The sequence below is a fragment of the Streptomyces sp. NPDC002926 genome (assembly GCF_053591755.1).
Genome location: NZ_JBSFUK010000020.1, coordinates 20136 through 39562, shown reverse-complemented (window position 1 = coordinate 39562; position 19427 = coordinate 20136). Strand labels below are relative to the sequence as shown.

Genomic DNA, 19427 nt, shown 5'->3' with positions numbered 1-19427 from the left:
GTCGTGCTCGCAGGTCCGCCGTGCAGTGGTGGTCAGCCGGGCCAGACGCCGTTGGTGAGGAACTCCTCGATCGTCGCGCTGTACGGGGCGATGTCGAGGCCCTGCTCGTCCAGCCACGCGTCGGAGTAGTACTTGTCGAGATAGCGGTCCCCCGGGTCGCAGATCAGAGTGACGACGCTGCCCTTCTGCCCGTTGGCCACCATCTCGGCGATGATCTTCAGCGCGCTCCACAGGCCGGTTCCGGTGGAGCCGCCCGCCTTGCGGCCGATGGCCTTGTCCAGGGCGCGTACGGCGGCGACGCTCGCCGCGTCGGGCACCTTCATCATCCGGTCGATGGCGCCGGGCACGAAGCTCGGTTCCATGCGCGGCCGGCCGATGCCCTCGATACGGGAGCTGCAGTCGCTGTCGGCGAGAGGGTCACCCCGGGTCCAGCCCTCGAAGAAGCAGGAGTTCTCCGGGTCGGGGACACAGACACGGGTGTCGTGCTGCATGTAGTGAACGTAGCGGGCGATGGTCGCCGAGGTGCCGCCGGTGCCCGCCGTCGCGACGATCCAGGCGGGCTCCGGATACCGCTCCAACCGCAGCTGCTGGTACATCGATTCGGCGATGTTGTTGTTGCCGCGCCAGTCGGTGGCCCGCTCCGCGTAGGTGAACTGGTCCATGTAGTGGCCGCCGGTCCGTTCCGCGAGTGCGGCCGACTCCTGGTACATCTTCCGCGAGTCGTCCACGAAGTGGCACTGCCCGCCGTGGAATTCGATCAGCCGGCACTTCTCGGCGCTCGTGGTGCGCGGCATCACGGCGATGAACGGGACACCGATCAGCTTGGCGAAGTACGCCTCGGAGACCGCGGTCGAACCGCTGGACGCCTCGATGACAGGCTTGCCCGGCCGGATCCAGCCATTGCACAGGCCGTAGAGGAACAGCGACCTGGCGAGCCGGTGCTTGAGGCTGCCGGTCGGATGGGTGGACTCGTCCTTGAGGTAGAGGTCGATGCCCCACTCCTCGGGCAGCGGGAATCGCAGCAGGTGGGTGTCGGCGGAACGGTTGGCGTCGGCCTGCACCTTGCGCACCGCCTCCTTCAGCCATGCCCGGTAAACCGGATCGCTGCGGTCCACATCGATGGTGGCAATCGCCTCACCCGCCACTGGCTTCTCACTCGTGCTCATGCGCCGTTCCCTGTCCTGTCGAAATGCGGACCCCACTGGCAACAGTAAGCCCCCCACCTGCACAAACGTTCACTTTGGGAACCCATAGGGGTCACTTGTGGGCCGGGACTTGCGCCGGTAGGACCGTACGTACTGGTGTATGCGGCCGTAGTTGTGCAGACTGCCAACAGGAAACGGTGCGAAGGGGGCAGCGACACGATGGGGATGGCAGAGCCCGAATTCAGCGCTACAGGCGTACGGATCGAGCGCTGGCCACGCTCACTCACGAGGGCCGGACAAGTGCTGATCAAAGACGGCAGGCTGGCGCTCCTGACCAGCTACGGCCGAGTGATCGAGAGCGCTCCGGTCCGCGCGGTCAGGGCCGGTAAGCCCTGGTTCGCCGACGATGCGAGCACGGTGGCGACGCTCAATGGCAAGCGCTACCGGCTGACGATGGGGCAGCGCAGCCGCAGGCCGGAGGGCCGGGCGGTGGCCGGGCGCTTCCTGGAAGCGGTGCGCGGGGCCGGCGGCCGTCGGAGCTGAGAGTAGTCACCCGGGTGCTGCAAGTTGCGGAGCCGTGGTCGGTGGTTCACGCTTGTCTCACATCACTCAGGGTGCACCGGCGGTAACGCTGTGATCCAGCCCGCCGGACAAATCAGCAGCCAGCCAACTGCTGGATCCGATCTTCGTCTTCTTCCGGACCTCATTCGGGGAGTCGCAGCCGTGATCAGCCAGCCAAGCAGGCACTGCACGGTGGAGCTCCAGGCCCTGCCGTCGCGGATCGGTCAGGTCCGCAGAATCCTTTCGGCGCAATTGCGCTACTGGCATCTCGATCCCTTGATCGACCAGGCAGCGCTGGGCGTCACCGAGTTGCTGACCAACGTTCACCGGCACGCCGAGCCGGACAAAATGTGCACGGTGGAGATCGAGTTGCTGCTCGACCGGCTCACGGTCTCTGTCCATGACAACGACCCACGTCTCCCGGCAGTGGGGGACGCAGATCTCTTCGCCACTTCCGGGCGCGGGCTCGGGCTGATAGCGGCGGTGAGTGACAGCTGGGGTGTACGGCCCGAGGGCGAGACGGGCAAAATCGTCTGGTTCACGCTCTCCACACCATCCCCCGCGGCTCTGCCGCCGTATCCGGTGGTGTACGGGTCGACGGTCGACGAGCCCTTCACCAGTACGGCGAGTTCGGCGACTGCGCAGAACGGGACGCGTCAACGTGCCTCCGCCCGGTCGGCCGTTGCGCGCTGACCGGGCGGACACCTCGTAACCTCTACTCGGTGGCGATGGCGCGCAGTACGTCCAGACGTGCGGCGCGGCGCGCGGGCCGCCAGCCCGCGACCGCACCGGCCACCAGGCCGACCAGCGCGACCACCAGGAGCCGCACCGGCGGTACGGCGAACGCGAAGGCGGTGTCGCCCGCGGCCCCGGACGCCTTGACGAGCACCCAGCCGAGCAGTCCGCCGAGCACCAGACCGCCCGCCGTGCCGAATGCGGCGACCAGTACCGACTCCCAGCGCACCATGGCGCGCAGTTGGTTTCTGGTCTGTCCGACGGCACGCAACAGGCCCAGTTCCCTGGTGCGTTCGTGGATGGCGAGAGTGAGCGTGTTGGCGATGCCCAGCAGCGCGATCACCACGGCGAGGGCGAGCAGGGCATAGACGAGGGTGAGCATCATGTCGATGGCTCCGGCCGCGGTCCGCGCGTACTCGTCGCGGGTCTGCACCTCGGGATTGCCGTACGCCGCCGCGGTCTTCTCGACCGCTGCCGTGCCCTCGGCTGTGGACACGCCGTCCTTGAAGCTGACGGCGACGAGGGTGTCGGAATCCTGTCCGCGGTGCGGGGCCCAGGCCTCGCGGGTGATGACATAGTCGCCGGCCGGCTCGGACCGTTCGAAGACGGCACGGACCGTGAACATCTGCTTCTTGCCGTCGGTGAAGGCGAGTTCGGCGGTGGAGCCGGGTTTCCAGCCCCGCTTGCCGGCCTCCGTGTCCGCCACTGCCATGCCGCCCGCGCCCAGTCCGCCGAGCGATCCCTGTACGGTGCCGAGGTCGAAGACCTTGGCCAGCGCCGCCGGGTCGGTGATGGTCAGCTCGCGTCCCGCGCCGTCGACTTCCGCGACTCCCTTGCCGAGGCCAACCGCGGTCTCCACCTCGGGCTGTGCGGCGATGGCAGGGGCGAGCTCCGGACTGAGCCCGCTGCCGCCCGCGCCGAACGCCGGGACGCTCACCGCGACATCGCCCGCGAAGGAACGGGAGACCGTCTGGTCCATGGTCGCCTTCAGCGAGGCGCCGAAGACGGTGAAGAGGGACACGACGGCGACGCCGGTCATCAATGCGGTGGCGGTGGCCGCGGTCCGCTTGGGGCTGCGCAGTGCGTTGCGCTTGGCCAGGCTGCCGGAGACGCCGCGCAGCCGGTCGAGCGGCCGGCCCAGGATCCGTACGGCGTGCGAGGACGCGACGGGTCCGAGCACCACGAAGGCCACCAGGGCCAGTACCGCGCCGGCCGCACTGAGCCAGATCGGCCCACTGGCCACGACGCCGGCCAGAATGAGGCCGGTTCCGGCCAGGGCCACGCCCGTGCCGGCATACGCACGCGTCCGCGAGGCCGCGGAGTGGTCCACGGCCGCTTCGCGCAGCGCGGCGAGCGGCGCGGTGCGCCCGGCGCGTACGGCGGGCAGCAGCGCGGAGCCGAGGCAGACGACCACACCGACGGCGAGCGGCAGCAGCATCGAGACGCCGCTGATCACCAGGCTGCCCTCAGGGAAGGGGAATCCGATGAGCGGGAAGAGCGTCTGCAGTCCGGCGGCGACGCCGATGCCGCCGAGCAGTCCGGCCACGGACGCGGCCAGGGCGACGACGACCGCCTCGATGAGCGTCGAGGAGACGACCTGGCGGCGGGCGGCGCCGAGTGCGCGCAGCAGCGCGTTCTCACGGGTGCGCTGGGCGATGACGATCGCGAACGTGTTGTGGATCGAGAAGGTCGCGACCAGCAGCACGATGCCGGAGAAGACCAGCAGCAGCGTGGTGAAGAGATTCAGGAACTGACCGGAGATCATGTCCTGGTTCTCCTGGGTGGACTCCTGTCCGGTGATCGCCTCGACCCCCTTGGGGAGTACGGGCATCAGGGCGTCCACGAGCTCCTGTTGGCCGGTCCCCGGACCTGCCCGCACCTGGATGGACGCCGCCTCGCCCGGTTTCGGGGTGAGGTACTTCTCGGCATCCGCCCGGGTCATACCGGTGAAGGTGACCTGGCCCATGCCGTCCGCGCCGCCGAAGGTGGCGAGGCCGACGACGGTGACCCCGACCGGGTCGGGGGTGCGCAGCACGGTCCGGTCCCCGACCTTCAGACCGCCCTTGTCGGCGGCGCCGCGGTTGATCACGACCTCACCGGACGCGGCCGGGACGCGCCCTTCGGCGAGCCGGTACGGGTTGAGCTCCGGGTCGTCGATCCAGTTGCCGGCCACGGTGGGCGGGCCCTGCCCGCCGACGGGTTTGCCGTCCGAGCCGACGAGCTGTCCGGCGCCCTGGATGTTGGGCACGGCGGCGGCGACGCCGGGCATCTTCTCGATCCGGCTGACGAGATCCGTCCGTACGGGCTGACGGGTGCCCTGGCCCTCGCCGGAGACGGTGACCACGTTGGAGCTGCGGACGACGGCATCGGTACCGCTGTTGGCACCGGCGAACATGGCGTCGAAACTGCCGCGCAGTGTGTCGCCCATGACGAGCGTGCCCGCCAGGAAGGCCACGCCGAGCAGTACGGCGGTGAAGGTCCCGGCGAAGCGCCGTTTGTGGGCGCGCAGCGAATTGAGGCTGATACGCAGCGATGCCCGGCCGCCGCTCACGCCGTCGCCCCGTGGCCGTCGAAGGCCTTCAGGCGGTCCAGGACGCGCTCGGCGGTCGGGGCCTCCATCCGGTCGACGAGCCGTCCGTCGGCGAGGAAGACGACCTCGTCGGCGTGGGCGGCGGCGACGGGGTCGTGAGTGACCATGACGACCGTGCGGTCCGTCTGGCGTACGGCGCGGCCGAGCAGCCGCAGCACCTCCTCCCCGGAGCGGGAGTCGAGATTGCCGGTCGGCTCGTCGGCGAAGACGACGTCGGGCCGGCCGGCGAAAGCGCGGACCACGGCGACACGCTGCTGCTGGCCGCCGGACAGCTCGCTGGGCCGGTGGTGCAGCCGGTCCCGCAGCCCGACGGTGTCGACGAGCGCGTCGAACCACTCACGGTCGGCCCGCTCCCCCGCCAGGTCCATCGGAAGCGTGATGTTCTCGGCGACGGTGAGGGTGGGGATGAGGTTGAACGCCTGGAAGACGAAGCCGACGCGTTCGCGGCGCAGCAGGGTGAGCCTGCGGTCGTCGAGTGTGCCGAGGTCGGTGTCGCCGATGAGGGCCGAGCCCGAGGTGAGGGTGTCGAGCCCGGCGGCGCAGTGCATCAATGTGGACTTGCCCGAGCCCGAGGGCCCCATGATCGCGGTGAAGCGGCCGACCGGGAAGTCGACGCTCACCCCGTCCAGGGCCCTCACTTCGGTATCGCCCCTGCCGTAGACCTTCACGGCGTCGACGACACGGGCCGCGGTGCGGGCCGTGGTCGTCGTGGTGGTGGTCATGCGGCACCGTCCTTGCCGATACGGCCGAACTGCTCGTCCAGGACGGACAGCCGTCGCCAGTACTCTTCTTCGTCGATGTCTCCGGCGGCGAAGCGACGGCCGAGCATCGCGATCGGCGAGCTCTCGCCGTGCGTCGCGCGGGTCGGATGCCAGGGACCGCGGCGGCCGCGCCACACGGTGCGGCGCAGGACGGAGACGACGCCGATGACGACGGCCGCCCAGATCAGCGGGAAGAACAGAATCCACGGGCCGGGCCCGTCGTAGGCAAGTGTGTTCATCTCGGTTCAGCTCCTCGGTGGCGATGGTGGTGGGTGGTTCCTTGTCGCTTCCGAGGCTCCCGCCGACCGGGGCCCACGTCGTCGTACGGCCAGCGGCAGTGCGCGTACCACATGGGGAGTACGCGGGGTTTCCGCGGCTGCTCCCGGCCTCCTGGATTCTGTACCTACTAGTATGTACAGTGGCTTCATGAGCACTCCTGAACGGCTGATCGAAGCCACCCGCGAGCTGCTGTGGGAGCGCGGCTATGTGGGCACCAGCCCCAAGGCGATCCAGCAGCAGGCGGGCGCCGGCCAGGGCAGCATGTACCACCACTTCGCGGGCAAGCCCGATCTGGCGCTGGCCGCGATCCGGCGCACGGCCCACGAGATGCGCGCGACCGCCGTAGTGCCGCTCGCCGGCGACGGCACGGCGTACGAGCGGATCAGCGCGTATCTGCTGCGCGAGCGTGATGTACTGCGCGGCTGCCCGGTCGGGCGCCTCACGATGGACCCGGAGGTCATCGCCAGCGACGAGATGCGCGCCCCGGTCGAGGAGACGCTCGACTGGCTGCGCGGACGCCTGGCCGGGATCGTCCAGGAGGGCCTGGACGCGGGCGAGTTCGCGGCCCCGGTCGATCCGGCCGGTACTGCGGCGGCGATCGTCGCCACGGTGCAGGGCGGCTATGTGCTGGCCCGTGCGTCCGGCTCGCCGGACGCCTTCGACACAGCGGTTGGAGGGCTGCTCGCGCTGCTCGCCGCTCGTCACACCACTGTCGCGTAAGGGGATCGGCCGAAGCCGCGCATCGGCGGCGATCGCCGCGCCGGCCAGAGAGGTCCTGAGGAGTCGTCACCGTCCGATGCGGCTCGATCCGAGCGGATGCCCACGTCCGGACCGGGCCCGGCGAACGGCACAGGCGCGGGGGGCCGCACGACGCGTCTTCACGCTGATACCGCGTACCGAGGAGTCCTTGATGCATGTCATGCAGTACGAGATCACTCTGCCCACCGATTACGACATGGAGATCATCCGCAAGCGGGTGGCGACGAAGGGCCATCTGCTCGACGGCTTTCCCGGCCTCGGTCTGAAGGCCTATCTGATGCGCGAACGCGCCGATGGCTCGCCGGTCAACCAGTACGCGCCGCTGTATCTGTGGGCCACGCCGGAAGGCATGAACTCCTTCCTTCGGGGGCCCGGATTCCAGGGCATCGTCAACGACTTCGGGCGTCCCGTGGTCCAGCACTGGACAGGGCTGGCGTATGAGGAGGGTCCGGCCGCCGCGGCCGTGCCCCGGTCCGCCACGCGTCGCCGGATACGGATACCCGAGGACGAGCCTCCCGCTTTCGCCGTGGAGAAGGCACTGGCCGCGCATCGGCAGCTCGCGCACGCGAACGGCGTGGTCGCGGCCGCCGTCGCCATCGATCCGCGGCACTGGGAGCTGCTGCACTTCGCGCTGTGGGCCCAGGATGCGCCCGGGGCGAGCGGTGACCTGTTCCAGGTGCTGCATCTCAGTGCCCCGCACCGTGCGGAGCTGCCTCGGGGGCAGCAGTGGTGAACCTCGTCCGTACCGTCCTCGGCGACGTCCCGGCAAGCGGGTTGGGGGTCTGAGTGGCGCCTGCACGACGATCTGGCGGCCCTCGTGGACGCGGGTTACGCGGATCAGCTGTTGCTGGGCGGCGACATGACGACGCCGGAAGCCCCGGGTCTGCCGTATCTGCTGCGCAGACTGCGGCTGCGGCTCGAACCGGTTCTCCGCAAGGACGTCATGGACCGGATCTTCGTACGGAATCCGGCCCGCGCCTTCACCGTCGGCCGGTCCTAGACCAGGTGTTCCAGCTCGTGTTCCAGCCGTCGGCGTACGCGCGCTTCATGAATGAGGCGTCCCACGAGCGCGCCCCCGTAGACGACGAAGCCGACGCCCACGAGCCAGGACTGGAGGACGAGCACGGTCCCGAACGGGCCGTAGGTGACGGCGTTGGAGGCGATCAGCGGCGAGAAGACAAGCTGTGAGAAGACCCGCAGACCGAGCATGCCCACGGCCGTGGCCACCGCCCCGGGCAGCAGGGCGCGCCAGCGGACCCGGCCGCCGAGCAGAACGCGCTGGGAAAGCCAGAAGAACAGAATGGTGCCGATCAGGTCGCCCAGGCCGCCGAACACCGTGGCCGCGACGGAGTCGCCCGGCAGTGGCGAACTGACGAAGGCCAGGAGCGCGCCGACGAGCAGGGCCAGCCAGACGACATGCCGCCACATGGTGTGCCAGCGGGCCGTCGGCAGGTCCCACACCTTCTCGTAACCGGTCTGAACGGCCGACCCGAAGGTCAGACCGAACACGGTGAGAGCGGCGAGGCCGAACGCGGTCGTGCGCTGCAGTGCCGTGCCGGGCAGGCCGAACAGCCGCTCGACCTCGTCCTGGGATGCTTCCGAGACCCCCAGTGCCTGTCCCAGCCAGCGGGCGAAGCCCTGTCCACTCGCCGGGTCCGCCGCCGCGACGACGACCAGAAGGGGGACGAGTGTCAGAAAGCCCAGTGCGGCGAAGCCCATGGCGCGGTGCATCAGTTCCAGCTCACGGCCGCGCTCCCAGGCCAGGCCGATGGGAGACGCGTAAAACCTGCGGAACAGGTCCTGAAGCCGGTGCGCATGGTGATCCGCGCCGGAGGGCTTGTGGGTCATAGGTTGTCGATTACCCGAAAGTGCACGGTGAGGTGTCCATTGTGCCCCCGGACGGGTGTCGCCGCCCGTGCCGTGGGCCGGTCGTCGAGCCGGCTCCGCCGATCGGTGGAGGCCGTCCCTGCCGACCGGTCGACGCCTGCCCCCCGCCCCCGCCCGTCGTCTTATGAGCCGGTCACGCCGACGCCCGGTCCGCCGGGCGATACGCGGGCCGCCGTCAGCTGAGCGCACCCAGCGGGTCGTCGAGTACCGGCTGCCACGCCAACTCGGCCGCGCCCACCAGGCTGTTGTGGTCGAGCGTGCAGGCGAGGATCGGAACACTGCCGCTGCGCCCCCACAGGCTGCGTTCGGCAACCACGGCGCGCAGCCGTTCGGGATCGGCGTCGAGCAGCTCGCGGTGCAGTCCGCCGAGGATGATGCGGTCGGGGTTGAGGATGTTGACGAGTCCGGCGAGCCCGAGGCCGAGCCGGTCGATGAGCTCCTCGCCCGCGTTCCGCACGGCCGGGTCGTCGTACTCCGTACGCAGCAGATCCCGGGACTGCTGCAGCAGCGAGACTTCGGGGCCCGGCCGGCGGCCCGCGGCGGTGAGGAAGGCGAGCGGGTCGGTCTCGACGTCGAGGCAGCCGCGGCCGCCGCAGTGGCAGGGCCGGCCCTCGGGATTGACGGTGAGATGCCCGACCTCGAGGGCGAGGCCCGAACTGCCGGTGTGCAGGCGACCGTCGAGGACGAGCGCGCCGCCGACGCCGCGGTGGCCGGTGGCGACGCAGAGCAGGTGCTGGGCGCCGCGGCCCGCGCCGTGGCGGTGCTCGGCGAGCGCCGCGAGGTTGACATCGTTGCCGGTGAAGGCGGGGCCCTGGATGCCCGCCGCGCGGACGCGTTCGGCGAAGATGTCGCGGACGGGAGCCCCGGCCGGCCAGGCGAGGTGCAGCGGGTTGAGGGCGGTGCCTTCCGGTTCGGCGACGGCGGAGGGCACGGCGAGACCCGCGCCCACGCATCGCCGACCGCTCTCGCGCAGCAGGGTCGCGCCCGCTTCGACGACCTCGCCGAGCACCTGCGCCGGGTCTTCGGAGACGGTGACGCAGCCGGGTGCGGTCGCGACGGTGCGGCCGCCGAGTCCGACGAGCGCGGCGCGGAACCCGTCGGCGTGCACCTGCGCGGCGAGGACGACGGGGCCCGCGTCGTCGACGGAGAGGCGGTGCGAGGGCCGACCCTGCGAGCCGGCGGCGGCGCCCGGGCGCGAGTCGACGCGGATCAGCCCGAGCGCTTCGAGTTCGGCGGCCACCGCGCCGGCGGTGGCGCGGGTGACTCCGAGCTCCGCGGTGAGCACGGCGCGGGTGGGCGCCCGGCCCGTATGAACCAGTTCCAGCGCGGGGCCGAGCGCGCTGCGACCTCTCTCCAGCCTCGTCCTGATGGTCATCGCCTTGCCGTTCATGCTGGCGAGTCTCCCATGATCCGGAGGCTGAGCTGCCGTCTTGTACGGATCGGGGCCGACCCCTATCCTGAGTTTGTGCCGCTTCTAAACAAACTACGGACGGCCGTACCGGGGGGACCTGGCGGAAACACCGCCCCGCCCTCCCTGTCCCCCCTCCGTACCGCGCTGACCCTGTTCTTCGCCCTCGACGGCTTCATCTTCGCCGGCTGGGTGGTCCGCATCCCCGCCATCAAGGAGCAGACCGGCTCGTCCGCGAGCGATCTGGGCCTCGCTCTGCTCGGAGTCTCGGCGGGCGCGGTGGTGACGATGACGCTCACCGGCCGGCTCTGCCGCCGCTTCGGCAGCCATCCGGTGACGGTCGCCAGTGGCGCACTGCTGGCGCTGAGCATCGCGCTCCCGCCACTGACGCATTCGGCGCTCACCCTCGGCCTTGTGCTGCTGGCCTTCGGTGCGGCGTACGGCGGGATCAATGTCGCCATGAACAGCGCCGCGGTCGATCTGGTCGCGGCAATGCGGCGGCCGGTGATGCCCAGCTTCCACGCCGCCTTCAGCCTCGGCGGGATGATCGGCGCAGGCCTCGGCGGCCTGGTCGCCGGCGGCCTCTCCCCCACCGCGCACCTGCTCGGCCTCACCGGCATCGGCCTGCTAGTCACGGCAGCCGCCGGGCGCGTACTGCTGCGCCATGCCGCACCCGTCACCGGACGCACCACGACGGCGCCCGGCCCGCGCCGTCTTCAGGGCCGCACCCGCCAACTCGTCGTTCTCTTCGGCATGATCGCGCTCTGCACGGCGTACGGCGAAGGGGCGATGGCCGACTGGGGAGCGCTCCATCTCGAGCAGGATCTGCACGCCCACCCGGGCATCGCCGCCGCCGGGTACTCCCTCTTCGCCCTGGCCATGACGGCCGGCCGGCTCTCCGGTACGGCTCTGCTGGAGCGGCTCGGCCAGACCCGCACGCTCGTCGCGGGCGGTACGACGGCGGCGGCCGGCATGCTGCTCGGCGCGCTCGCGCCGACGGCGTGGCTCGCGCTGCTCGGCTTCGCCGTGGCCGGTCTGGGGCTCGCGAACATCTTCCCGGTGGCGGTGGCCAGGGCGGGCGCGCTCGCCGGTCCGGGCGGGGTCGCAGCCGCGTCGACGCTCGGCTACGGCGGGATGCTGCTGGGGCCCCCGACGATCGGGTTCCTCGCCGACTGGTTCTCGCTGCCGGTGGCGCTGACGACGGTGGCGGCGCTGGCGGGTGGCGCGGCGCTCATCGGGTACTCGGCCCGGAACGCCTCCGTACCCCGAGGCGACTGAGCACCCGTACGCGGGCGGATCTGCCGCCGGTCGGGCCGCGCTGGCACAATCTCCCGCATGGAGACCGCTGAGCTGATCAAGTCCCTTGTCCGTGAGGGTCAATTGCTGGCCGCGGCCGCCGCCGGGGCGGGCCCCGAGGCGACCGTGCCGACCTGCCCCGGCTGGCAGGTGCGGGACCTGCTCCGGCACGTCGGCGTGGTTCACCGCTGGGCGACCGCCTTCATCACCGAGGGCTACACGGACTTCCGTGCCGCCGACGACCAGCCCGAGCTCGACGGAGACGAGTTGCTGGAGTGGTTCCGGGAGGGACACGGTCTGCTGGTGGCCGCGCTGAGCGAGGCACCCGTGGATGTGGAGTGCTGGACCTTTCTGCCCGCGCCCTCGCCGGTGGCGTTCTGGGCCAGGCGGCAGGCACACGAGACGGCCGTCCACCGCACGGACGCCGAGTCGGCGCTCGGCGGGAAGCCGGGGCCGGTCGCCGCGGACTTCGCGCTGGACGGCATCGACGAGCTGCTCGGCGCCTTTCACGCCCGCTCCCGGAGCCGGGTGCGCACCGCGGAGCCGCGCGTCCTGCGCGTACGGACCGTCGACACGGACGACGTGTGGACCGTACGGCTGTCGGCCGACGCTCCGCGCACGGAGCGTACCGAAGAGGGCCCCGCGGACTGTGAGTTGAGCGGGACGGCGGAGCAGCTCTATCTGACGCTGTGGAACCGGCTGCCGCTCACCACCGTGTCCGTCACCGGCGACGCGGAGCTCGCGCGGCTGTGGCGCGAGCTGTCCGCCATCACCTGGTCCTAGCCACTCCTGCGGAGGCCCACGGCATACGGAGGCCACGACATACGGGGGCCCACGGAGATCTACTTGGAGGGGCCCGACAGCATTCTGGAGAGCACCGCGCGCTGCAGCGGCTGCACCTCGGCATGGCGGGCCCGGCCGGCGTCGGTGAGCGCCACCCGCACTCCCCGCCGGTCCTCGCTGCACATCCCGCGGGTGACAAGCCCGTCCTTCTCCAGCCGCGCCACCAGGCGCGACAGCGCGCTCTGGCTCAGGTGGACCCGGGACGCCAGCTCCTGGACGCGGAAGGAACAGTCGCCGCCGTCCGACGTCTCTTCGGCGAGTACGTCGAGGACCTCGAAGTCACTGGCGCCGAGCCCGTGCTGATGCAGCTCGCGGTCGAGCTCGCAGATCGTACGGGCATGCAGCGCAAGGACGTCCCGCCACTCCTCGACGAGCACTCGCTCGGACTTCTTCGCCGCCATGACCGCACGTTAGCAGAGAAGACGCACTTTGTTGCACCGGAATTAAATGCACTTGCACTCAATGCATGTGCATGTATTGTCCTGCTCATGACCTCTCCGCTCAACGTCCCCGTAGCGCAGGAGCGCTGGACCCCGCGGCTGTGGGGCACTCTCCTGGTGCTCTGTGCCGCGATGTTCCTCGACGCCCTCGACGTCTCGATGGTCGGCGTCGCCCTGCCCTCGATCGCGACCGACCTCCATCTGACCACCTCGACCCTGCAGTGGATCGTCAGCGGCTACATCCTCGGCTACGGCGGCCTGCTGCTCCTCGGCGGCCGTGCGGCGGACCTCCTCGGCCGGCGCCGGGTCTTCCTGATCGCACTCGCCGTCTTCGCGCTCGCCTCGCTGCTCGGCGGGCTGGTCAACTCCGGTCCGCTGCTGATCGCCAGCCGCTTCATCAAGGGGCTGAGTGCCGCGTTCACCGCGCCCGCCGGGCTCTCCATCATCACCACGACCTTCAAGGAGGGCCCTCAGCGCAACCGCGCGCTGGCGATCTACACCACCTGCGCCGCCACCGGCTTCTCGATGGGCCTGGTCCTCTCCGGACTGCTCACCGAGGTGAGCTGGCGCCTGACGATGCTGCTGCCGGCGCCCATCGCCCTGATCGCGCTGCTGGCCGGCATCAGGCTCATCCCGCGGAGCAGCCGTGAGGACTCGGGGAAGGGGTACGACCTGCCGGGCGCCGTCACCGGCACGGCCTCGATGCTGCTGCTCGTCTTCACCGTCGTCCAGGCCCCCGAGGTGGGCTGGGTCTCGGCGCGCACCCTGCTCTCCTTCCTTGCCGTCGCCGCGCTGCTCACCGTGTTCGTCACCATCGAACGGCGCAGCTCGCACCCGCTGATCCGGCTGGGTGTGCTGCGCTCGGGCAGCCAGATCCGCGCCAACCTCGGCGCGGCCTTCTTCTTCGGCTCGTACGTCGGCTTCCAGTTCCTCGTCACGCAGTACATGCAGTCCCTGCTCGGCTGGTCGGCTCTCCAGACGGCGCTGGCCTTCCTTCCGGCGGGCGCTCTGGTGGCGCTCTCCTCGACGAAGATCGGCTCGGTCGTGGACCGGTTCGGCACTCCGCGTGTGATAGCCGGCGGCTTCACGCTGCTGGTGATCGGGTACGCGCTCTTCCTCCAGATCGACCTCACGCCGAGCTACGCCGCCGTGATCCTGCCGTCGATGCTGCTACTCGGCGCGGCCTGCGCGCTGATCTTCCCTTCGCTCAACATCCAGGCCACCAACGGGGTGGAGGACCACGAGCAGGGCATGGTCTCCGGCTTGCTGAACACCTCGATCCAGGTCGGTGGCGCGATCTTCCTGGCGGTCGTCACCGCGGTTATCACAGCGGGCGGTGACACGGGCCGCTCACCGCAGGAGGTGCTCGACAGCTTCCGGCCGGGCCTGGTGGTGGTGACCGTGGTCGCGGCAGCAGGACTGCTGATCACGCTGACCGGGCTGCGCGCCCGCCGTGCCGAGCCGAGCGTCCTGGTCGCGAAGTCTGCCGGACTGCCGGTTCGGGAAGAGCCCGAGCGGGTGGCGGTCGGCGACTGACCCACAGCCGGCTCTCTCCAGGGGGACGGCGGCCGACGGGCTCCTTGCCCGCCGGCCGCCGCACTGTGACACTTCGGACATGGGGCGACGTACACAGGCGGAGCGGGACGCCTTGACCATCGAGACCGGATACGCGCTCATCAGCGCGGTCCTGGTCGCGGCGGTCGCTTTCGGAGTGGTCGCGGGACCGAAGCTGATGTTCGCCTTGCCGTACGCCGCCGAGCGCGGGCTGCTCATCGCGGGCGTCGCGGCGGCCGTGGTCGCCTTCGTAGCGCGCGTCGTTACTGTGCTGTGGCGCTTTCCGCGTACGCCGCCTCAGCCGAGCCAGCCGGGCCGTACCAGCCCCGACTCATAGGCCAGCACGACGAGTTGGGCCCGGTCACGGGCGCCGAGCTTCACCATCGTGCGGCTCACATGCGTCTTGGCGGTGAGCGGGCTGACGACGAGCCGGCGGGCGATCTCCTCGTTGGAGAGGCCGATGCCCACCAGAGCCATCACCTCCCGCTCCCGTTCGGTGAGTTCGGCGAGGCCCGCGGCGTCCGTGGGCGCTTTGGAGCGGGCCGCGAACTCCGCGATCAGACGCCGCGTCACTCCCGGCGACAGCAACGCGTCCCCGTGCACCACCGCCCGTACCGCACGCAGCAGTTCCTCCGGCTCGGTGTCCTTGACCAGGAAGCCCGAAGCACCGGAGCGGATGGCCTCGAAGACGTACTCGTCGAGCTCGAAGGTGGTGAGCATGACCACCTTCACCCCGTTCAGCCGCTCGTCCTCGGTGATCCGGCGGGTGGCGGCGAGACCGTCGAGCACTGGCATACGGATGTCCATCAGCACCACGTCGGGGCTCAGTTCGCGTACCCGCCGCACCGCCTCCTCGCCATCAGCGGCCTCGCCCGCCACAACGATGTCCGGCTGAGCGTCGAGCAACGCCCGGAATCCTGCCCTGACCAGCAGCTGGTCATCGGCGAGCAGTACGCGGATCACATCGTCTCCTTCGGCTGCACAGGGAGGTCGGCTCGTACCCCGAAGCCGCCGTCAGGGCGCGGGCCCGCCTCGATCGTGCCACCGAGGGCTGCGGCACGCTCCCGCATTCCGACGAGGCCGTTGCCGCTGCCGCCCGCGTCCGAACCGGTGGCCGGTCCTTCGTCGTCGATCCGGAGGTCGAGGCGGCCGGGCGCATAGCCGATCCGTACCCGTGCGGTGCGCGAGCCCGAGTGCCGTACGACGTTGGTCAGTGCCTCCTGGACGATCCGGAAGGCGGCGAGATCCGTACCGGGCGGGAGCGCGATCCGGTCGCCGTCCGTCTCGACCTCGACGCTCAGTCCGGCGCCCGCGGCCTGTTCGACGAGTTCGGGCAGCCGGTCGAGGCCGGGCGCGGGCGTGCGTGGGGCGTCCCCCGGCGTACGCAGCGTGTCGAGGACCTGCCGCACCTCGCCCAGTGCCTCCTTGCTGGCCGCCTTGATGGTGGTGAGCGCGGTGCGGGCCTGCTCGGGGTTGCTGTCGAGCAGCGCGAGGCCCACGCCCGCCTGGACGTTGATGACCGAGATGGAGTGCGCGAGGACGTCGTGCAGCTCGCGGGCGATCCGCAGTCGCTCCTCGTCGGTGCGGCGTTTCTCGGCGGCGGCGCGCTCCACACGCTCACGGGCCCAGACCTCGCGTCGGATGCGTACGAGCTCCGAGGCCGCGAGGACGGCCACCACCCAGGCGGCGACGACCAGCTCCTGCCCCCAGGGCGCGGCCTTGTCTCCGTGCGGCGGCAGATCGGCGTACAGCCAGTGGGCGATCAGCAGATGCCCCACCCAGAGGCCGCCGACGGCCCACCAGGCGGCACGCCGGTGCCCGGAGGTGATGGCGGCGAAAGCACCGACCGCGACGGTGAGGAAGACCGGGCCGTACGGATAGCCCACAACGAAGTAGACCAGCGCTGTCGCGGCCGTGCCGAAGACGGCGACGACGGGCCACCGGTTGCGCAGCAGCAGGAACGCCGGTCCCGCGAGCAGCAACACCTGCGCGAAGGCGTCGAGCGGCTCACGGTGCTGGCCGTGGGCGGCGAAATTCGACCCCACCAGCACGAACACGGCCAGCACGAGGGTCGAGGGCCAGGGCACCCTTGCGTTGTTCCGCCGTGCCTCCCAGTGACGCAGCGGCGGCGGTCCGCCGCGCGGCCAGGGGGGACCACCGCAGTTTCGGGTGCGCTGCTCTTCCATACGGCAACGCTAGACCGGGGCCGGGGCGGGGGGCGTCAGCCAGGCGTGGCGATCACACGTACTCCCTGCGCAGTACGGCATCGGGAGCCGGCGCCTCCCGGAGCCCGACGCGGGCGTGCAGCCGCCGCGGCGATCCGGGCGCCCACCGGTCGGGGCGGCCCGCGACGCGCATGGCCACCGTGGCGTGCACGGCGAAGGTGAGGGAGAGGATTCCGGCCGCGGCGGTGACCTCAGCGGTGCCGCAGGCCGACCTCGTGCGCGAGACGGGCGGCGGCGTGGCCGAAGAAGGCGTCCCGATCCTCGACGACCCGGTTGAACTGGCCGAAGAGCTCGAAGGAGATGAGGCCGAAGAGCTGGGACCAGGCGGCCACCAGAGCCACCACGACGGCCGGCGGCAGATCGGGAGCGATATCGGCGGTGAGCCGGTGTGCTTCGGGGCGCAGTTCCTCGGCGAGCGGCGGTAGCGCGAGGCCGCCCGAGCGGTGGGCGTCGCGGCTGACGGAGATCAGCGCGAGGCCGACACGGGAGGCGGGTCCGACGGTGTCCTGGGGCGCGGTGTAGCCGGGTACCGGAGAGCCGTAGATCAGGGCGTACTCATGGGGGTGGGCGAGGGCCCAGATGCGTACGGCCGAACAGACGGCGGTCCAGCGGGCGGGGTGGTCGGCGGGGTCGCGGGCAGCGGCGAGGGCGGTCTCGGCCGCGGCGCCGACCGCGTCGTAGGCATCGACGATGAGGGCGGTCAGCAGATCGTCACGGCTCGGGAAGTAGCGGTAGAGGGCCGAGGACACCATGCCGAGCTCGCGGGCGACGGCGCGCAGCGAGAGCTTCGCCGCGCCCTCGGCGGCGAGCTGTCGGCGAGCCTCGTCCTTGATGGCTGCGGTGACTTCGATACGGGCCCGTTCCCTGGCCCCACGGATCGTGGTCATGGGGTGCAGTCTTTCACGTTTCGGAGCACTGACCAACAACGAGAGCAGTGCTCTTGCTTTGGATCACCGATCCGATGCACACTGCTCTCAAGCGAGAGCACTGCTCTCTCAACGACTCTCTCGACCAGTGGAGATCACCATGTCGCAGGCGCACTACATGAAACCCGGCCGCTTCGACAACATCCTCAACGGCGCCATCGGCTGGCTGGCCCGCCGCGGCGTCAGCCTGATGGGCACCGCGGAGCTCTCCGTGCGCGGCCGCACCAGCGGCGAGTGGCGACGCATCCCGGTCAACCCGCTCCCCTACGAGGGCGGCCCATATCTGATCTCCGCCCGCGGCCACTCCCAGTGGGTCCGCAATCTGCGCGCCGCGGGCGGCGGGCAGCTCCAAGTCGGCCGCAAGACCCAGCAGTTCACCGCGGTGGAGCTGACCGACGAAGAGAAGCCCACGCTGCTGCGCACCTACCTCGAGCGCTGGGGCTGGGAGGTCGGCCGGTTCTTCGGCGACGTCAACGCCAAGTCCACGGACGAGGAGCTGCTCGCCGCGGCGCACAAGCACCCCGTCTTCCGGATCACTGTGACCAAGTGACACCGGGCCCGGGCACGACGGCGACGCGGAGCGGCATCGTGGCGACGCAGTGCCGGGCGACATCGTGATCCACGGCCGGGCGACATCGTGACGCAAGGCAAACATCGCGACCCAGGGCTGGCGACATCGTGACGCAAGGCCGGGCGACACCCCGGCCCGGGCAGCCAGGACGGCCCGGCCGGCCCGGCCGGCCCGCTAGGCCCGCCGGTCCATCATTTCCAGCGCCCTCCGCGCCACCGCATGCGTACGCACCAGACCGGCCAGCGTCGTCGATCCGCGCGTTATGTCCGCGAACGCCTTCCACGCGGGCCGGAAACCGGTGATCGCCGCATGCAGCAGCCCCGGCCGGCGCTCGAAGATCGCGAGCATCCGCCGCCCGACCCCCATCTCCACACCCAGCCCGGCCTTGATCGCGAACGCGTAGTTCAGCGCCTGCCTGCGGGCGTCCACGGCATCGTGGGCCTCCGAGATCCGTACGGCCCACTCCCCCGCGAGCCGCCCCGACCGCAGGGCGAAGGAGATGCCCTCCCGGGTCCACGGCTCGAGCAGCCCGGCCGCGTCCCCGCACACCAGCACCCGCCCGCGCGACAGCGGCGAGTCGTCGCTGCGGCACCGGGTCAGATGCCCCGAGGAGATCGCCGGCTCGAATCCAGCGAGACCCAGGCGGGCGATGAAGTCCTCCAGATAGCGCTTGGTCGCCGTCCCCTCGCCGCGGGCCGAGATCACTCCGACCGTCAGTGTCCGTCCCTTGGGGAACACCCAGCCATAACTCCCGGGCATCGGCCCCCAGTCGATGAGCACCCGGCCCGCCCAGTCATCGGCCACCGTCGCCGGCACCGGGATCTCCACCTCCAGGCCGAGATCGACCTGGTCGAGCTTCACGCCGACATGTGCGCCTATCCGGCCCGCGCTGCCGTCCGCGCCGACGACCGCCCGCGCCAGCACGGTTTCGCCGTCGGAGAGTACGACGGCGACCGTGCGCCGGTCCGGGACGGCAGGTCCGTGCTGCTCGACGCGGGACACGGTCGCGCCGGTACGCAGCACGGCGCCGGCCTTCTGCGCCTGCTCCACAAGACCGGCGTCGAACTCGGGTCGGTTGATGAGCCCGAAGAGCATCCTCTTGGAGCGGCGGGTACGGGCCAGCTTGCCGTTGAGCGAGAAGGTGACGGCGTGCACCCTGTCCAGCAGCGGCAGTTCGAAGCCCGGCGGGAGGCTGTCGCGCGAGGGGCCGATGATCCCTCCGCCACAGGTCTTGTAGCGGGGCAGCTCCGACTTTTCCAACAGGAGCACCTGACGGCCCGCGGCCGCCGCCGCATAGGCCGCCGAAGCTCCCGCGGGCCCGCCGCCGACCACGACGACGTCCCACACCGGCTCGCCGTGCTCACCTACGGCATCTGCGTTCTCGCTGCTCACGATCTGCTTATGCTCCCGATCCGACGCGTGATCCATATTCTCGACGGCATCCTAC

General features: G+C 70.9%; 22 protein-coding genes. 10 read left to right on the top strand and 12 right to left on the bottom strand.

Going from position 1 to position 19427, the window contains the following annotated elements; genetic code table 11:
• Positions 1-32: 32 nt before the first annotated feature.
• Entirely contained in the window at positions 33-1166 is a 1134-nt protein-coding gene (locus ACWDZ6_RS24930) for a PLP-dependent cysteine synthase family protein (RefSeq protein ID WP_451504583.1), read from the bottom strand.
• A gap of 198 nt (positions 1167-1364) precedes the next feature.
• On the opposite strand from ACWDZ6_RS24930, the gene ACWDZ6_RS24925 reads away from it, so the two are divergent.
• Together ACWDZ6_RS24925 and ACWDZ6_RS24920 are read left to right on the top strand one after the other, a co-directional pair.
• Complete coding sequence (locus ACWDZ6_RS24925) at positions 1365-1688, top strand: hypothetical protein (RefSeq protein ID WP_326648190.1); 324 nt, start codon at positions 1365-1367, stop codon at positions 1686-1688.
• 180 nt (positions 1689-1868) lie between these two features.
• Positions 1869-2399, top strand: a complete 531-nt coding sequence (locus ACWDZ6_RS24920; RefSeq protein ID WP_451504582.1) for an ATP-binding protein — start codon at positions 1869-1871, stop codon at positions 2397-2399.
• Between the two features lie 22 nt (positions 2400-2421).
• On the opposite strand, the gene ACWDZ6_RS24915 is transcribed toward ACWDZ6_RS24920, so the two are convergent.
• From ACWDZ6_RS24915 to ACWDZ6_RS24905, 3 genes are read right to left on the bottom strand one after another with little or no spacing between them, the layout of a single operon-like run.
• Positions 2422-4992 carry an ABC transporter permease gene (locus ACWDZ6_RS24915; RefSeq protein ID WP_451504581.1) on the bottom strand — a complete coding sequence of 857 codons (2571 nt, stop codon included), beginning with the start codon at positions 4990-4992 and terminating at the stop codon, positions 2422-2424.
• Positions 4989-5753 (bottom strand): ABC transporter ATP-binding protein, encoded by a 765-nt coding sequence (locus ACWDZ6_RS24910; RefSeq protein ID WP_451504580.1) that lies wholly within the window; start codon positions 5751-5753, stop codon positions 4989-4991. Before ACWDZ6_RS24910 ends, ACWDZ6_RS24915 begins: the two co-directional genes overlap by 4 nt.
• Complete coding sequence (locus tag ACWDZ6_RS24905) at positions 5750-6031, bottom strand: SHOCT domain-containing protein (protein ID WP_326648194.1); 282 nt, start codon at positions 6029-6031, stop codon at positions 5750-5752. The genes ACWDZ6_RS24910 and ACWDZ6_RS24905 overlap by 4 nt, the downstream gene beginning before the upstream one ends.
• A 172-nt stretch (positions 6032-6203) precedes the next feature.
• Here ACWDZ6_RS24905 and ACWDZ6_RS24900 point away from each other — a divergent pair, with 172 nt between their 5' ends.
• The 3 genes from ACWDZ6_RS24900 (at position 6204) to ACWDZ6_RS24890 (ending at position 7830) form a co-directional block, all read left to right on the top strand.
• The gene (locus ACWDZ6_RS24900; RefSeq protein ID WP_451504579.1) at positions 6204-6791 is read left to right on the top strand and encodes a TetR/AcrR family transcriptional regulator; all 588 of its coding nucleotides are present in this window, start codon (positions 6204-6206) and stop codon (positions 6789-6791) included.
• A 190-nt stretch (positions 6792-6981) separates the two neighbouring features.
• Positions 6982-7563 carry a DUF4865 family protein gene (locus ACWDZ6_RS24895; RefSeq protein WP_451504578.1) on the top strand — a complete coding sequence of 194 codons (582 nt, stop codon included), beginning with the start codon at positions 6982-6984 and terminating at the stop codon, positions 7561-7563.
• A gap of 84 nt (positions 7564-7647) precedes the next feature.
• Positions 7648-7830, top strand: a complete 183-nt coding sequence (locus ACWDZ6_RS24890; protein WP_451504577.1) for a hypothetical protein — start codon at positions 7648-7650, stop codon at positions 7828-7830.
• Here ACWDZ6_RS24890 and ACWDZ6_RS24885 read toward each other — a convergent pair.
• Positions 7827-8678, bottom strand: coding sequence for a YhjD/YihY/BrkB family envelope integrity protein (locus tag ACWDZ6_RS24885; RefSeq protein WP_451504576.1), 852 nt, complete (start codon positions 8676-8678; stop codon positions 7827-7829). The genes ACWDZ6_RS24890 and ACWDZ6_RS24885 overlap by 4 nt on opposite strands.
• A 214-nt stretch (positions 8679-8892) precedes the next feature.
• The gene (locus ACWDZ6_RS24880) at positions 8893-10107 is read right to left on the bottom strand and encodes an ROK family protein (RefSeq protein ID WP_451504575.1); all 1215 of its coding nucleotides are present in this window, start codon (positions 10105-10107) and stop codon (positions 8893-8895) included.
• A 75-nt stretch (positions 10108-10182) separates the two neighbouring features.
• Between ACWDZ6_RS24880 and ACWDZ6_RS24875 the strand changes: the two genes are divergently transcribed.
• Positions 10183-11403 (top strand): MFS transporter, encoded by a 1221-nt coding sequence (locus ACWDZ6_RS24875; RefSeq protein ID WP_451504574.1) that lies wholly within the window; start codon positions 10183-10185, stop codon positions 11401-11403.
• Between the two features lie 57 nt (positions 11404-11460).
• Positions 11461-12204 carry a maleylpyruvate isomerase family mycothiol-dependent enzyme gene (locus ACWDZ6_RS24870; protein ID WP_451504573.1) on the top strand — a complete coding sequence of 248 codons (744 nt, stop codon included), beginning with the start codon at positions 11461-11463 and terminating at the stop codon, positions 12202-12204.
• 59 nt (positions 12205-12263) lie between these two features.
• On the opposite strand, the gene ACWDZ6_RS24865 is transcribed toward ACWDZ6_RS24870, so the two are convergent.
• A complete protein-coding gene (locus tag ACWDZ6_RS24865) occupies positions 12264-12665 on the bottom strand; it encodes a MarR family winged helix-turn-helix transcriptional regulator (protein ID WP_366732471.1) in 402 nt (133 codons plus the stop codon).
• A gap of 87 nt (positions 12666-12752) precedes the next feature.
• Here ACWDZ6_RS24865 and ACWDZ6_RS24860 point away from each other — a divergent pair, with 87 nt between their 5' ends.
• A complete protein-coding gene (locus ACWDZ6_RS24860) occupies positions 12753-14240 on the top strand; it encodes an MFS transporter (protein ID WP_451504572.1) in 1488 nt (495 codons plus the stop codon).
• A 79-nt stretch (positions 14241-14319) separates the two neighbouring features.
• Positions 14320-14595 (top strand): DUF6332 family protein, encoded by a 276-nt coding sequence (locus ACWDZ6_RS24855; protein WP_451504571.1) that lies wholly within the window; start codon positions 14320-14322, stop codon positions 14593-14595.
• On the opposite strand, the gene ACWDZ6_RS24850 is transcribed toward ACWDZ6_RS24855, so the two are convergent.
• The 4 genes from ACWDZ6_RS24850 to ACWDZ6_RS24835 are packed head-to-tail and all read right to left on the bottom strand — an operon-like array spanning position 14556 to position 17370.
• Positions 14556-15221: a response regulator gene (locus ACWDZ6_RS24850; protein WP_451504570.1), complete on the bottom strand. Its 666-nt coding sequence runs from the start codon at positions 15219-15221 to the stop codon at positions 14556-14558. The genes ACWDZ6_RS24855 and ACWDZ6_RS24850 overlap by 40 nt on opposite strands.
• Positions 15218-16444 carry a sensor histidine kinase gene (locus ACWDZ6_RS24845; RefSeq protein WP_451504569.1) on the bottom strand — a complete coding sequence of 409 codons (1227 nt, stop codon included), beginning with the start codon at positions 16442-16444 and terminating at the stop codon, positions 15218-15220. The genes ACWDZ6_RS24850 and ACWDZ6_RS24845 overlap by 4 nt, the downstream gene beginning before the upstream one ends.
• 52 nt (positions 16445-16496) lie before the next feature.
• Positions 16497-16634: a hypothetical protein gene (locus ACWDZ6_RS24840; protein WP_451504568.1), complete on the bottom strand. Its 138-nt coding sequence runs from the start codon at positions 16632-16634 to the stop codon at positions 16497-16499.
• A 40-nt stretch (positions 16635-16674) separates the two neighbouring features.
• Positions 16675-17370 carry a TetR/AcrR family transcriptional regulator gene (locus tag ACWDZ6_RS24835; RefSeq protein WP_451504567.1) on the bottom strand — a complete coding sequence of 232 codons (696 nt, stop codon included), beginning with the start codon at positions 17368-17370 and terminating at the stop codon, positions 16675-16677.
• 139 nt (positions 17371-17509) lie between these two features.
• Between ACWDZ6_RS24835 and ACWDZ6_RS24830 the strand changes: the two genes are divergently transcribed.
• The gene (locus ACWDZ6_RS24830; RefSeq protein WP_451504566.1) at positions 17510-17959 is read left to right on the top strand and encodes a nitroreductase family deazaflavin-dependent oxidoreductase; all 450 of its coding nucleotides are present in this window, start codon (positions 17510-17512) and stop codon (positions 17957-17959) included.
• A gap of 195 nt (positions 17960-18154) precedes the next feature.
• Here ACWDZ6_RS24830 and ACWDZ6_RS24825 read toward each other — a convergent pair whose 3' ends face one another.
• Positions 18155-19408: a geranylgeranyl reductase family protein gene (locus tag ACWDZ6_RS24825; protein ID WP_451504565.1), complete on the bottom strand. Its 1254-nt coding sequence runs from the start codon at positions 19406-19408 to the stop codon at positions 18155-18157.
• Between the last annotated feature and the right edge of the window lie 19 nt (positions 19409-19427).

What these genes read in the sequence shown, in the direction of transcription:
- ACWDZ6_RS24930 (WP_451504583.1), bottom strand. Translation starts at nt 1,166, where the DNA reads ATGAGCACGAGTGAGAAGCCAGTGGCGGGTGAGGCGATTGCCACCATC.
- ACWDZ6_RS24925 (WP_326648190.1), top strand. Translation starts at nt 1,365, where the DNA reads ATGGGGATGGCAGAGCCCGAATTCAGCGCTACAGGCGTACGGATCGAG.
- ACWDZ6_RS24910 (WP_451504580.1), bottom strand. Translation starts at nt 5,753, where the DNA reads ATGACCACCACCACGACGACCACGGCCCGCACCGCGGCCCGTGTCGTC.
- ACWDZ6_RS24905 (WP_326648194.1), bottom strand. Translation starts at nt 6,031, where the DNA reads ATGAACACACTTGCCTACGACGGGCCCGGCCCGTGGATTCTGTTCTTC.
- ACWDZ6_RS24900 (WP_451504579.1), top strand. Translation starts at nt 6,204, where the DNA reads ATGTACAGTGGCTTCATGAGCACTCCTGAACGGCTGATCGAAGCCACC.
- ACWDZ6_RS24895 (WP_451504578.1), top strand. Translation starts at nt 6,982, where the DNA reads ATGCATGTCATGCAGTACGAGATCACTCTGCCCACCGATTACGACATG.
- ACWDZ6_RS24885 (WP_451504576.1), bottom strand. Translation starts at nt 8,678, where the DNA reads ATGACCCACAAGCCCTCCGGCGCGGATCACCATGCGCACCGGCTTCAG.
- ACWDZ6_RS24880 (WP_451504575.1), bottom strand. Translation starts at nt 10,107, where the DNA reads ATGAACGGCAAGGCGATGACCATCAGGACGAGGCTGGAGAGAGGTCGC.
- ACWDZ6_RS24870 (WP_451504573.1), top strand. Translation starts at nt 11,461, where the DNA reads ATGGAGACCGCTGAGCTGATCAAGTCCCTTGTCCGTGAGGGTCAATTG.
- ACWDZ6_RS24865 (WP_366732471.1), bottom strand. Translation starts at nt 12,665, where the DNA reads ATGGCGGCGAAGAAGTCCGAGCGAGTGCTCGTCGAGGAGTGGCGGGAC.
- ACWDZ6_RS24860 (WP_451504572.1), top strand. Translation starts at nt 12,753, where the DNA reads ATGACCTCTCCGCTCAACGTCCCCGTAGCGCAGGAGCGCTGGACCCCG.
- ACWDZ6_RS24855 (WP_451504571.1), top strand. Translation starts at nt 14,320, where the DNA reads ATGGGGCGACGTACACAGGCGGAGCGGGACGCCTTGACCATCGAGACC.
- ACWDZ6_RS24845 (WP_451504569.1), bottom strand. Translation starts at nt 16,444, where the DNA reads ATGGAAGAGCAGCGCACCCGAAACTGCGGTGGTCCCCCCTGGCCGCGC.
- ACWDZ6_RS24835 (WP_451504567.1), bottom strand. Translation starts at nt 17,370, where the DNA reads ATGACCACGATCCGTGGGGCCAGGGAACGGGCCCGTATCGAAGTCACC.
- ACWDZ6_RS24830 (WP_451504566.1), top strand. Translation starts at nt 17,510, where the DNA reads ATGTCGCAGGCGCACTACATGAAACCCGGCCGCTTCGACAACATCCTC.
- ACWDZ6_RS24825 (WP_451504565.1), bottom strand. Translation starts at nt 19,408, where the DNA reads ATGGATCACGCGTCGGATCGGGAGCATAAGCAGATCGTGAGCAGCGAG.